The organism is Stenotrophomonas aracearum (assembly GCF_031834615.1).
Lineage (GTDB): Bacteria > Pseudomonadota > Gammaproteobacteria > Xanthomonadales > Xanthomonadaceae > Stenotrophomonas > Stenotrophomonas aracearum.
In genome coordinates this window covers 1,297,891-1,310,705 of sequence record NZ_CP115543.1, presented here as the reverse complement: position 1 = coordinate 1,310,705, position 12,815 = coordinate 1,297,891, and the positions used below count along the sequence as shown (strand labels likewise).

The 12,815-nt window shown below is 67.2% G+C and carries 11 protein-coding genes; 6 read left to right on the top strand and 5 right to left on the bottom strand.

The window, feature by feature from the left end; genetic code table 11:
* Positions 1-140: 140 nt before the first annotated feature.
* Both gpmA and PDM28_RS06095 read right to left on the bottom strand, forming a co-directional pair.
* Positions 141-890, bottom strand: coding sequence for a 2,3-diphosphoglycerate-dependent phosphoglycerate mutase (gene gpmA, locus PDM28_RS06100; RefSeq protein ID WP_102946735.1), 750 nt, complete (start codon positions 888-890; stop codon positions 141-143).
* Positions 891-947: 57 nt separating this feature from the next.
* Positions 948-1,943, bottom strand: a complete 996-nt coding sequence (locus PDM28_RS06095; RefSeq protein ID WP_311184174.1) for a cation diffusion facilitator family transporter — start codon at positions 1,941-1,943, stop codon at positions 948-950.
* Between the two features lie 217 nt (positions 1,944-2,160).
* Between PDM28_RS06095 and PDM28_RS06090 the strand changes: the two genes are divergently transcribed.
* The 5 genes from PDM28_RS06090 (at position 2,161) to PDM28_RS06070 (ending at position 7,890) form a co-directional block, all read left to right on the top strand.
* Positions 2,161-2,514, top strand: coding sequence for a hypothetical protein (locus tag PDM28_RS06090; RefSeq protein ID WP_311184173.1), 354 nt, complete (start codon positions 2,161-2,163; stop codon positions 2,512-2,514).
* On the top strand, positions 2,511-4,088 hold the full coding sequence (locus PDM28_RS06085; protein WP_311184172.1) for a PepSY-associated TM helix domain-containing protein: 1,578 nt from the start codon (positions 2,511-2,513) through the stop codon (positions 4,086-4,088). The genes PDM28_RS06090 and PDM28_RS06085 overlap by 4 nt, the downstream gene beginning before the upstream one ends.
* Complete coding sequence (locus PDM28_RS06080) at positions 4,085-4,390, top strand: DUF3325 domain-containing protein (protein ID WP_311184171.1); 306 nt, start codon at positions 4,085-4,087, stop codon at positions 4,388-4,390. Before PDM28_RS06085 ends, PDM28_RS06080 begins: the two co-directional genes overlap by 4 nt.
* Before the next feature lie 23 nt (positions 4,391-4,413).
* Positions 4,414-6,651: a TonB-dependent siderophore receptor gene (locus tag PDM28_RS06075; protein WP_311184170.1), complete on the top strand. Its 2,238-nt coding sequence runs from the start codon at positions 4,414-4,416 to the stop codon at positions 6,649-6,651.
* A 111-nt stretch (positions 6,652-6,762) separates the two neighbouring features.
* Entirely contained in the window at positions 6,763-7,890 is a 1,128-nt protein-coding gene (locus PDM28_RS06070) for a metallophosphoesterase (protein ID WP_425507638.1), read from the top strand.
* Positions 7,891-7,900: 10 nt separating this feature from the next.
* On the opposite strand, the gene PDM28_RS06065 is transcribed toward PDM28_RS06070, so the two are convergent.
* Complete coding sequence (locus PDM28_RS06065) at positions 7,901-9,022, bottom strand: fatty acid desaturase family protein (protein WP_102946742.1); 1,122 nt, start codon at positions 9,020-9,022, stop codon at positions 7,901-7,903.
* A gap of 2 nt (positions 9,023-9,024) precedes the next feature.
* The gene (locus PDM28_RS06060) at positions 9,025-10,098 is read right to left on the bottom strand and encodes a ferredoxin reductase (RefSeq protein WP_311184168.1); all 1,074 of its coding nucleotides are present in this window, start codon (positions 10,096-10,098) and stop codon (positions 9,025-9,027) included.
* A 94-nt stretch (positions 10,099-10,192) separates the two neighbouring features.
* Here PDM28_RS06060 and fabR point away from each other — a divergent pair, with 94 nt between their 5' ends.
* Positions 10,193-10,858 (top strand): HTH-type transcriptional repressor FabR, encoded by a 666-nt coding sequence (gene fabR, locus PDM28_RS06055; RefSeq protein WP_311184167.1) that lies wholly within the window; start codon positions 10,193-10,195, stop codon positions 10,856-10,858.
* Here the strand turns inward: fabR and PDM28_RS06050 are convergent.
* A complete protein-coding gene (locus tag PDM28_RS06050; RefSeq protein WP_311184166.1) occupies positions 10,855-12,738 on the bottom strand; it encodes a metallophosphoesterase family protein in 1,884 nt (627 codons plus the stop codon). The two genes, fabR and PDM28_RS06050, sit on opposite strands and share 4 nt — an antisense overlap.
* Positions 12,739-12,815: the final 77 nt, after the last annotated feature.

The window sequence follows — 12,815 nt, the reverse complement described above, 5'->3', positions numbered from 1 at the left end:
GCTCCGGGACACGCCGTGAACCCATCCATGGGGGCTGCTAGAAAACATCCATGTTTTCTAGCGTCCCTCCGGGGGCTACCCGCCGGTCTCCCCCGATAGTGGGTCGAGGCCGGTAGGACAAGCCCAAAGCGTGTTCTTTGTTACTTGGCCTTGCCCTGGTTCGCCACGGCTTCAGCCGCCTTGCGCGCCGCTTCCGGGTCGCCCAGGTAGCGGAACGACTGCACGGTGAGGTCGTCGTTGAGTTCGAACAGCAGCGGGATGCCGGTGGGGATGTTCAATTCCAGGATGGCTTCCTGCGAGACGTTGTTGAGGTACTTGTACAGCGCGCGGAGCGAGTTGCCGTGCGCGGTGACCAGCACCGTCTTGCCGTCCTTCAGCTGCGGCGCGATCGCGTCGAACCAGTACGGCAGCACGCGTTCCAGCGTGGTCGCCAGCGACTCGGTACCCGGCAGCGCGTTGCGGTCCAGGCCGGCGTAGCGGCGGTCGTGGATCGGGTGGCCCGGGTCTTCGCGGTCCATCGCCGGCGGCGGGATGTCGTACGAACGGCGCCAGATCTTGACTTGGTCCTCGCCGTGCTTGGCGGCGGTTTCAGCCTTGTCCAGGCCCTGCAGGCCACCGTAATGACGCTCGTTCAGGCGCCAGCTCTTGCTCACCGGCAGCCAGTCCTGGTCCAGCTCGGCCAGCGCGCCCTGCAGCGTGTGGATCGCGCGCTTGAGCACCGAGGTGTGGGCCACGTCGAACTGCAGGCCTTCTTCGCGCATCAGGCGCCCGGCGGCGGCGGCTTCGCGGCGGCCCTGCTCGGTGAGTTCCACGTCCACCCAACCGGTGAAGCGGTTGTCCAGGTTCCACTGGCTCTGGCCGTGGCGCAACAGTACGAGTTTCCGGGTCACTGCGGTTTCTCCGAGGGGGTGGCAAGGCAGGCTGCCATTGTAGCGGCGTTCCCCCGCTCAGGCGTGCGGATGACCGTGGTGGCCCTGCGCGTCGGCGCCATGGTCGTGATCGTGATCATGACCGTGGTCGTGTCCGGCATGCCCGGCCTTGCCCGCCGGCGTGCCGTCGCCGCAGTCATCGCCGCAATGGTCCGCTTCGATCTGCAGGGTCACGTGGTCGATCCCGAAGTCCTCGTGCAATGCGCTGCCCAGCCGGCGGCGCAGCGCGTCGGCATCCACGCCTTCGCCCATCACCACGTGCGCGGTCAACGCCGGGGTACTGGAGGCGAGTGCCCACACGTGCAGGTCGTGCACGTCCAGCACGCCCTCGTGCGCACACAGCCGCGTGCGCACGGCGTCGACCTGGATGCCCTTGGGCACGCCTTCCAACAGCACGTTGATCGCCTCGCGCATCAACACCCAGGTGCGCGGCAGCACCCACAGGCCGATCAGCACCGCCAGGATCGGGTCGATCGGCTTCCAGCCGGTCCAGCGGATCAGCAGCGCACCGATGATCACCGCCACCGAGCCGAGCATGTCGGCCCACACTTCCAGGTATGCGCCCTTCACGTTGAGGCTCTCACCGCTGCCGGCGCGCAGCAGGCGCATCGAGATCAGGTTGATCAGCAGTCCGAACGCGGCGATCACCAGCATGCCGGTGGAGGCGATCTCCTGCGGCTCGCGGAACCGCGCCACCGCTTCCCACAGGATGTAGGCGGCCACCACGAACAGCATGCCGCCGTTGATCATCGCACCCAGCGCTTCCAGCCGCGCGTAGCCGTAGGTGCGGCGCGCGTCTGGCGGGCGCCGGCTCAGCCGCACCGCCACCAGCGCGATCATCAGCGCCAGCGTATCGGTAGCCATGTGCGCCGCGTCGGACAGCAGCGCCAGGCTGTTGGTCCAGAACGCGCCCACGACCTCGACCACGAGGAACGTGGTGGTGAGTCCCAGCGCCCACCACAGGGGTTTCTCGTGGCGGATCTCGCTTGGCAGGTGATCGTGGTCGTGGCCCATCGGAACAGCTCCTGTGCAATGGCAAGAGCCTACTGCGGGCGGCGCGAAGGAGACTATTACGCTGTTTATAACATTGCAGCCGGCACCCCGATGCGCGCCCGGAACCCCCGCAGCACAAGGGCTGGCCGCATACATCCCTCCATCGGGTGATTCGACAGGGCCGCCCCGGTCAAATAATATTGATTCTCAATTACCTGTCGTCCTGCCGATTCCCGCGATGTCCCTCCCGCTGCCGCCTGCCCCGCCGCACACCGCGCCCGCCGCTTCTCCTCCCCGCCGCAGCGCTACCCGCAAGGGCGGTGGCAATGGCGTGCTCTGGGCGCGCGGACTGCTGGCCCTGCTCGGCGGCTACGCGGTCGCCGCGACCTGGGCCTCGGCACTGGCCCGGCTGCTGCCCGGCAGCCTGGCCGACACCGCGCTGGCCGCGACCATGGCCTCGTTCGTGATCTACACGCTGGCCGCGATCTGGGCTTACGCCGCGCGCAGCAGCGTGCGCGCTGCCGTGGGGCTGGCCGTGGTGGCCGCACTCGGCGGCGGGCTGTCGCTGCTGCTGGCCGGGGGCGCGGCATGAGCCAGGGGTTCCGGCAGTCGCAGGCGGTGCTGCATACCTGGTCCGGGCTGGTCGTGGGCTGGGTGCTGTACCTGATTTTCATCGCCGGCACCGCCAGCTATTGGCGGGTGGAACTGACCCGCTGGATGCAGCCGGAACTGACCCTGCCGGCCAGCGCCGAGGTCGCCCTCGACCAGGCCCAGGCGTTCCTGGCGCGCACCGCACCGGACGCCAACCGCTGGCAGATCGAACTGCCTGGCAGCCGCAGCAATGCCACCAGCGTGCGCTGGCAACCCAAGGACGCGCCGGAGCCGAAGCGCGGCCAGCCCAATCCGTGGCAGGCCACGCTCGACGCCAGCGGCCAGCCGGTGCAGGCGCGCGAGACCCGCGGTGGCGACTTCTTCTACCGGCTGCATTTCGACCTGCATTACGTGCCGGTGATCTGGGCGCGCTGGTTCGTGTGCTTCTGCACCATGTTCATGCTGGTGGCCATCGTCAGCGGCGTGATCACGCACAAGAAGATCTTCGCCGACTTCTTCACCCTGCGCCGCGGCAAGGGCCAGCGCAGCTGGCTGGACGGGCACAACGCGTTGGCGGTGCTGTCGCTGCCGTTCCACCTGATGATCACCTACACCGGCCTGATCACCCTGATGACGGTGTACATGCCCTGGGCCGTGGACGCCAACTTCGGCGGGCGCGACGCGTTTTTCGCAGAGTTGTTCCCACGCGATGCGAAGGTCGAACCCAGTGGTGTAACGGTGACGCCGCCGGCATTGGCGGGCCTGCTTCCGGTCGCCGCGCGCCAATGGGGCGACGGCCATGCCGCTTCGGTGGTGGTCGAGCAGCCCGGCGATGCCGCCATGCGCATCACCCTGCGCCGCGACAGCGGCGACCGCATCGCCGACAGCGGCGAACCGCTGCGCTTCGATGCCCAAGGCATGCTGATGGACGAAGCACCGCAGCGCTCGGCCACGGTGTACACCCGCGACGGCATGATCGGACTGCATGCCGGACGCTTTGCGCCCACGGCGATGCGCTGGCTGTTCTTCCTCTCTGGCGTGGCCGGCACCTTGATGGTGGCCAGCGGGCTGGTGCTGTGGACGGTGAAGCGCCGCGAGCAGCTGCCCGACCCGACCCGGCCGCCGCGCGCGTTTCGCTTCGTCGAACGCATGAACATCACGTTCGTAGCCGGCCTGCCGGTGGCGATGCTGGCGTTCCTGTGGGGCAACCGGTTGCTGCCGGCAGCGCTCGAGCAGCGCTCCAAAACTGAAATCAGCGTGTTCTTCGCCGCCTGGGCACTGTGTCTGGTACACGCCACGCTGCGCCAGCCGCGCCGCGCCTGGGTCGAACAGCTGGCCGCCGCCGGTGTACTGGCCCTGCTGTTGCCGGCGTTCAACATGGTGGCCTGGCACGGCGGGCTGTTCGGCGCATTCGCCGCAGGGGATTTGGCCAAGGGTGGGCTCGACGTGGGCCTGCTGCTGATCGGCGCGGGCCTGCTCTGGACCGCGCGCCGCGTGCATCGCCACGTTCCGGCGCAGCGCCGCGTGCGCGTTCCGCGCGCGACTACGGCCGTGGCAGCGGAGCCCAGCGCATGACCGTGCTCGCCCTGCTGCTGGCACTGGTGGGTTTCGCCTGCCTGTCGCTGGCGATGGACCGCCATCATCGCGATGTGTTCGGCGCCCTGCCCGTCGCGCGGCTCCGCCGGTTGTTCCGCCTGGGCGGCTGGGCCGCGCTGCTGGCCGCTGTCGCCTGCTGCATCGTCGGTTGGGGCGTGGCCTATGGCGTGATTGCCGGCTGCGGCATTTTCGCGATCGGCGCCGCCCTGCCCCTGCTCTGGCTCAGCTACCGGACCGCGCCCAAGGCGCGACCCACGCCACGCGCCCCTTCCAAACCCTGATATCCGCTCCCACCGAGGTCCCCATGTCCCGTTCCCCCACCGCTGGCGCTCCGCGCCGGAACACGCTTGCGCTGTGCCTGGCGCTGGCCGCCGCTGCCTCACCGCAGGCATTCGCGCAGGCCCCTGCCACGCCGGAGGGCGACACCCCGCGTACCACAGAGCTGGACAAGGTGATGGTGACCCAGCGCACCGAGGGCTACCAGGTGTATGGCACCAACACCGCGACCAAGCTGCCGCTGACCCTGCGCGAAACCCCGCAGTCGCTGACCGTGTTCACCCGCCAGCGCATCGAAGACTTCAACCTCATCACCATTGCCGAGGTGCTGCAGCAGACCCCCGGCGTGACCGTGCAGTCCTACGACAGCAACCGCACCCTGTTCACCGCGCGCGGCTTTGCGATCAACAACTTCATGTTCGACGGCGTGCCGACCAACTACACCACCGGCGCCGGCGGCAACTCGATCCTCAGCGACACCTCCATCTACGAACGCATCGAGATCGTGCGCGGCGCCAGCGGCCTGGTCACCGGCTCGGGCAACCCGTCGGCCACGGTCAACATGGTGCGCAAGCGCCCCACCGACACCTTCCAGGCCAGCACCAGCCTCAGCGCCGGCTCCTGGGACTACCGGCGCGCCGAAGTGGACGTGTCCGGCCCGTTGACCTCCGGCGGGCGCGTGCGCGGCCGCTTCGTTGGCGCCTACACCGACAAGGAAAGCTGGGTGCGCTTCCAGCACGACACCTCGCCCAGCTTGTATGGCGTGGTTGAAGCCGACCTGACCGACAGCACCCGCCTGCGCGCCGGTATCGACCACCTGGAAACCGAATCCGACGGCGGTGCGTGGAGCGCGTCGCCGCTGTACTTCCGCGACGGCAGCACGGCGAAGATGCCGCGTTCGTACAGCGCAGCGGCGCGCTGGAACGCGTGGAACCGCGAAAGCACCAATTACTTCCTCACCCTGGAGCAGCAGTTCGGCGCGGGCTGGAGCGGTCGCCTGGCCTACAACCGCCGCAACACCGACACCGACAGCCTGCTGCTGGCGGGCTCCAACACCGGCAACTGGGCCGACCCGGTCACCGGGTTGGGGCTGCGCATTGCCGACACCTACTCGGTGTCGGAAACCCGCGAGGACGCGTTCGACCTGTATGCCTCCGGCCCGTTCCAGCTGTTCGGCCGTTCGCATGAGCTGGTGGCCGGCATCAACCACTACGACCGCGACCTGGACACGATCCGCGCCAGCATCACCGCGCGCCCGTACAACGTGGCCGCCTTCCCCAGCATCTTCAGCTGGGACGGCAACATCGGCAAACCGACCACAGTCAACTACGGCATCCCGTCGAGCACGGTCAACACCACCGAGACCGGCTATTACGCCGCCGTTCGCCTGAACCCGATGGACGACCTGAAGGTGATCGCCGGCGCGCGTTACTCGGACTACAAAACCACCACCGACAACTTCGACGTCAACGGCAACTTCACCGGCCGCAGCGCACGCACCACCGCGCACGAGCCCACGCCCTACCTGGGCGCGATCTACGACATCAACGCCAACATCTCCGCGTTTGCCAGCTACTCGGACGTGTTCCAGGCCACCGCGCTGCGCGACATCAACAACCAGCTGCTGGACCCGGTCACCGGCGACAACTACGAATACGGCTTCAAGGGCGAGTTCTTCGGTGGCCGGCTGTACGGCTCACTCAACGGCTTCCATATGAAGCAGGACAACGTGGCCACGCGCGACCCGGCCGGTGCGGACGTCATCCTGCCCGACGGCAGCGTGCCGTACATCGCCAGCAAGGGCATCGAAACCAACGGCGCCGAGTTCGAACTGTCCGGCTCGATCACCGACAACTGGAGCGTGACCGGCGGCTACACCTACGCCTACAGCACCAACCCGGACGGCAGCCGTTTCGCCAGCACCAGCCCGATGCACCTGGCCCGCTTCAATACCACCTGGCGCCATGGTCGCTGGATGGTGGGCGGCGGGTTCACCGTGCAGAGCGAGATTTACCAGCTGCAGCCGATCCCCACCGGCCGCTACACCGCCACCGGTGCACCGATCACGGCGACCGGCAAGATGACCCAGGGGGGTTACATGCTGTTCGACCTGATGGGGCGTTACCGGATCAACGACAACGTGAGCGTCGGCGTCACGGTGACCAACGTGTTCGACAAGGTCTACTACCGCAACGTCGGCTTCTTCAATTCCGGCTACTGGGGCGAGCCGCGGCGGGTCCTGTTCAACCTGCGCGCGAACTTCTGATCGACCGCATTGCGCATGGCAAGCTGACCAATGGGGCATACCCGCCGGCACGACCGGCGGGTAGCATCGGGCAGGCGGCAGCTGGCCGCCCGCCCTGCTGGAAAGCCCCCAATGCCGCACTCTTCCTGTTCCACCCCCGCGCGACTGCTGCTGGCCGGCCTGCTGCTGATGCCGCTGCTGGGCGTCGCACGCGAGGTCGCCGCTCCCGCAGAGCACGTGGACGCCGACGGCCCGTATGTGTTCACCACCGCCAAGGGCCACCAGGCGCAGTGGGTCTGCAACGACCATGTGGTCCAGCGCGACCTGCCCACGCGCGGCAACACCACCGTTGTGCTGCCCGAATGCGGGTATCCGCACCCCCTGGCCGTGATGGGGCCGAAGCAGGCCACCCGCGCGCGCTACCCGGCCACGCCGCGCATCATCGCGCTGTCGGACATCCACGGCCAGTACGGCCTGCTGGTGAAACTGCTGCGCGCCCACCATGTGATCGACCATGAAGACCGCTGGTCGCTGGGCAACGCCACCCTGGTGGTGGCCGGCGACGTGTTCGACCGTGGCCCGCAGGTGACCGAAGCGTTCTGGCTGCTGTACAGCCTGCAGCAGCAGGCAGCCGCTGCCGGCGGTGCGGTGCATTTCGTACTGGGCAACCACGAAACCATGGTGCTCTACGACGACCTCCGCTACGTCAACCCGAAGTACCTCAAGAGCGCACAGCTGCTGGGCCGCAGCTACCCGGCCCTGTACGGCGCCGACTCGGTGATCGGCCAGTGGCTGCGCACCCGCCCGGTGCTGCTGCAGATCGGCGACACCCTGTTCCTGCACGGCGGCATCGCGCCGGAGAACCTGGACCTGGTGCGCAACCTGGAGGCCACCAACACGCTATACCAGGCCTCGGTCGGCCTGCCCAAGGATCAGGTGAAAGCCGCACCGGATACCGCCCGCCTGTTCGACGGCAAGACCAGCCCGATCTGGTACCGCGGCTACTTCGACGGCCGCATGGACACCGCCCAGGTCGATGCGCTGCTCAAGCAGCTGGAACTCAAGCGCATCGTGGTCGGCCACACCTCGATGCCGCACGTCAGCAGCTTCCACGACGGGCGCATCATCGCCATCGACAGCAGCATCAAGAAGGGCGAGAACGGCGAGCTGCTGTTCATTGAAGACGGCAAGGTGACGCGCGGGCTGCTGGATGGTTCGCGGATGCCGCTGGCCGAAGGCCGGATGGGCGAAAGCGACTGAAGCGGGGGCGTTACGCCCCCTGCTCCGCCGCCACCAGCGGACGCACCCGTGCCGGTCGGCTCGGGAACGCGTGGCGCAGGATGCGCCAGACCACCTGGCCGAACTGCTTCGGCAGCGACCCGGTGTTGTAGTGCTGGCCATAGCGCGTGCAGATCTCGCGCACTTCAACGGCAATGGCCGCATAGCGGTTGGCCGGCACGTCCGGGAAGAAGTGATGCTCGATCTGGTGGCTGAGGTTGCCGGTCATCAGGTTCATCACCTTGCCCCCGGCAATATTCGAGGAACCGCGCAGCTGGCGCAGGTACCAGTGGCCACGGCGCTCGTCGCGCACGCATTCCTTCGGGAAGGTTTCCGCGTCGGCGGTGAAATGCCCGCAGAAGATCACCACGTAGGTCCACACGTTGCGGATCAGGTTGGCCACCACGTTGCCCAGCAGCACCGGCAGGAAGAACGGGCCGGCCAGCGCCGGGAACAGCAGGTAGTCCTTGAACATCTGCGTGCCCATCTTGCGGCCCACCGGGCGCGCCTGCGCCAGCAGCTGGCGGAAGGTGATCTTGCCGGCGAACCAGCGGCCCAGGCGCAGATCCTGTATGGCGATACCCCATTCGAACAGCAGCGCGAACACCACCGCCACCACCGGCTGGGCCAGGTAGAACGGGCGCCAGCGCTGTTCGGGGAAGATCCGCAGCAGGCCATAGCCGATGTCGTCGTCGAGCCCGCGCACGTTGGTGTAGGTGTGGTGGCGGAAGTTGTGGGTCTTGCGCCAGTTGTCGGCGGTGCCGACGATGTCCCATTCGTAGGTGCTGCCCTGCAGCTGCGGGTCGCCCATCCAGTCGTATTGGCCATGGATGACGTTGTGCGCCAGCTCCATGTTTTCCAGGATCTTGGACAGCGCCAACAGCACCACGCCGGCGATCCACGCGGGAATCAGCACGCTGTGCACGAACGCACCCAGGAACAGCAGCGCACGGCCGGCCACGCCGGTCCAGCGCACGCCGGCCACCACGCGGCGGATGTAGCGCGCGTCGGCGGCACCCAGCGTTTCCAGGTGGCGCGCGCGCAAGGCGTCGAGTTCAGAGCCGAATGCATCGAGTTCGGCGGCGGACAACACGCGGTTCTGCACGGCAGGCATGCTCAGAGCTCCAGGATCAGGTCGGTGCTGGCGCTGTTCACGCACAGCTTCACTTGCGTGGCCGGTTCGGCCGCGTATTCGCCGGTCAGGGTGTGGCGGGTCACGCCACTGGCCTTGCCGCACACGCAGGTATTGCAGATGCCCATGCGGCAGCCACTGGCCGGGCGCAGCCCTTCGGCTTCCAGCGCCTGCAGCAGCGAGGTGCCGCGCGGCAGTTCCAGGGTGCGGCCGCTGCGGCGCAGCTCCACCTGCACCGTGCCGGTTTCCACATCCGGCAGCACAGGCGGGGTAAAGGCCTCGGACTGCAGCGTGGCCACCTGGCCGTGCAGGCGGGCCTGTGCGGCGTCGACGAACCCACCCGGGCCACAGGCCATCACGTGCGCGCCGGACAGATCGCCCAGCGCGCTGAAATCGTAGTCGCCGACCCGCGCTGCACGCGCGGCCGGGTCGCGGGTCAGCGCCAGATGCACCTGGAAGCCAGGGTGGCGCGCCGCGATGCTGGCCAGCTCCTCGGCAAAGCACAGGGCATCGCGCTGCTGCGCCCAGTACACCAGGTCGACCTGTACCGGCATGCCTGCGCTGTCCAGCTGACGCAGCAGCGCGCGCATCGGGGTGATGCCGCTGCCGGCCGCCAGCAACAGCAGGCGAGCGGAAGGAACTGCGGGCAGGGTCATCTCGCCGAACGCCTCGCCCAGCTCGAATACCTCGCCCACCTGTGCGTGCTGCGCCAGATGCTGGCTGACCTTGCCGCCGGCCACGGCCTTGACCGTGATCGCCAGGCTGCCGTCGTCCAGCACGGTGGGGCTGTAGCTGCGGCTCAGCCGGCGGCCGTCCACCTCCACGCCCAGGGTGATGTGCTGGCCCGGCGCCACGCCGCGGAAATGCCGGTTCGGGCGCAGCACCAGGGTGACCGCATCGGCGCTGGCCGCATCGCGGGCCACCAGCCGGGCCCGCGCACGGCGCTGGGTCCAGAGGGGATTCACGCGACCGGCCCAGAAGTCGAACAGCTCTTCAGATACCCAGTGACGGGGTGAGAGGGACGAACGGCGGGCGGCAGGACGAGGGAGAGCGCTCATGGAGCACACTATACGGGCGAGCATACAGCTGTGTATACACTTGTATATTGCCCAGACCGGCTATGATTCAGGGACTTGACCGTCTGGCCCCTGGATGACACCGCCCGATTCGCACCTGACCGTCCACGACGACGCCCTGCCGGCCCGCAAAGCCTCGATTTCCCGCGAGGACCTGCTGGCCGCCGCGTTGGCGCTGATCGGCCCGCACCGCAGCGTCTCGACCCTGAGCCTGCGCGAAGTGGCCCGCGAAGCGGGGATCGCGCCGAACTCGTTCTACCGCCAGTTCCGCGACATGGACGAGCTGACCGTGGCGCTGATCGACCTGGCCGGCCGTTCGCTGCGCACCATCATCGGTGAGTCGCGGCAGCGCGCGGCGTCGTCCGACCGCAGCGTGATCCGCCTTTCGGTGGAAACCTTCTTCGAGCAGCTGCGCGCCGACGACCGCCTGCTGCACGTGCTGCTGCGCGAAGGCAGCGCCGGTTCGGACGCGTTCAAGCAGGCGGTGGAGCGCGAACTGAACTACTTCGAAGAAGAGCTCTGCGTGGACCTGATCCGGCTGGCGCATGCCGACAACGGCGCGCGGCTGCATGAGCCGCACCTGGTGGCCAAGGCGATCACCCGGCTGGTGTTCGCCATGGGCGGCACCGCGTTGGACCAGCCGCCCGAGCGCGACCCGGAAATGATCGAACAGACCGCGCAGATGCTGCGCATGATCATCACCGGGGCGCGCACGATTGCCGGGTATCCGCCGACGCGTTAGTCCGACACCTGCGCTTCGGACCCGTCTTCCTTGTTCCACGGGTAGTGATACACCTTGGTGCTGGATATCTTGCCGTCGATCATCTTGCCCCAGCTGGTGATGGTGTAGCTGCCGGGCACGGCGACGCTGGCGTCGAACGTGTCTATCCGGATCTCGTCCATGTTCCGGTAGACGACAATGCACGCATACCCCTGCCCGGTCTTGTTGTCCCAGTCGCCGTAGTAGCACACCTCTGTGCCGCGCTTTACGTAGTGCAGAATGCCCGACTGCGCCTCATCGTTTGCGCACTTCCCTCCCATATTGTACGAGCGGTTGTAGGCGACGGTTTCCGTGCACACAACGTTCTGCGTCTGGCCGTGACCCTCGTACAGCGTGATGTATCCGTTGTCATAGTTGAGCCGGCTTATCCTGACGCTCGATATCTTGCCATCCAGCGTATCCGGCCCGAACTTGCGGATGTTCCACTGCGTGCCGTTGTAGTCGCGATTGAACGATCCCACCAACGTGGGTTGGACGATGTCGTCGGTGACCGTGATCGCCGCATAGCCCTGGTCGCCGTTGTAGTTGTAGTTTCCGTACAGATGGATCACGGTGCCCTTGCTGGCCTGCATGATGAGCAGCGACCGCGCCTCATCGTTCGGGCACCCGTGCGTGCCGCCCATGTTGAACTGCTGTGGACCGAGCGGAACATCGCAGATCGCCTTCTCGGTGGCGCTGTTGCCCTCGAAGAAGGTCAGCGCATCGTCGAAGATGATCGGCGCAGGAAGCTGTGTCCCCGCCTTCAGCGCAATGTCCTGGACCCGCTCTTTCTGCGTGTGCGACCGCCCCGGCGGCACCTTGAAGACCGTTGCAGTACCCGCATCCGCGTTGTAGCTGACGGTCAGATAGCTGCGATACGCCAGCGCACCACTCTGGAACACCGGTATGTTGCCGAAGAAGGCGGGTGTGGGATAGGCGCCAAGCTGGGCGTGCACGTGCCCGGCAAAGACCGCACTGACGCCGTACGATTCGATCAGCTCCTTGAACACCAGGCTTCCATTCCAGTCCACGCGCTTGTGGAGGCTGACGAAGATGATCAGGCCCTTGCGACGCGCTTCGCGCAGATCGGCCTGCAGCCACCGCAGCGAAGGCACGATCGAGAACTTGACCTTGTCGAACGGAATGATGATGTCCGACCCGAACTCCCTCCGGTAGGTGGGTTCATCGTTGAGCTGGATGAAGTGCAATGGCCCATAGGTGATGGAGTAGCCGAAGCTGCCGCGATGCAGGTCCTCGGAGGCGTAATGGTCCATGGAAGCCGGCTGCAGCGCGGTCGGATGGATCTCCGAATACCACCGGATCACATCGCAGATGCTGTCGCGCGCGCAGCCATTATTGGCGCAGTCGTCCACGTTGTTGCGGTAATCGTGATTGCCCATGCCCGGGAACATCAGCGGCCCCTTGGCGGTGCCGGCCAGCCGCCGAAACAGGGTCTGCGTGGTGCTGCGCTGCCAGCCGTGCCCGAACTCGGTCAGGTCGCCGTTGATCAACACCGGAACGTAGCTGGCGTTGGTCTTTCGGAACCCCGCGATGTCGTCGAATACAGCTGACAGCCGCTGCTCCGACAGCGCTCGATCCTCGCCCTCTGCGCCGGAGTTCAGCAGCGTCCTCGGGTACTGCGGGTCGGATGCCACCACGAACTGGCCCGAACGGGCTGCTGATGCCCAGCCGGGCTGTATGTAACCTGCATACGATTGCGTGTCGGTGCGGGCGCACCCGTTGTACAGCACGCCTGGGCCCTCATCGGCCCCAGCACCCTGCGCGCAGGCAACATCGATCGATACGGCACCCACGCAGCCCAATACGAGCGCCCGAAGCACCCGGGAACAGAGGCTTGCCACGGTCTTCTCCCGGCGACAAGCGGCACCCGCCGGTTACCCGCCGTCCATCGGACAGGCAGAAGACCGGCCGCACTCAT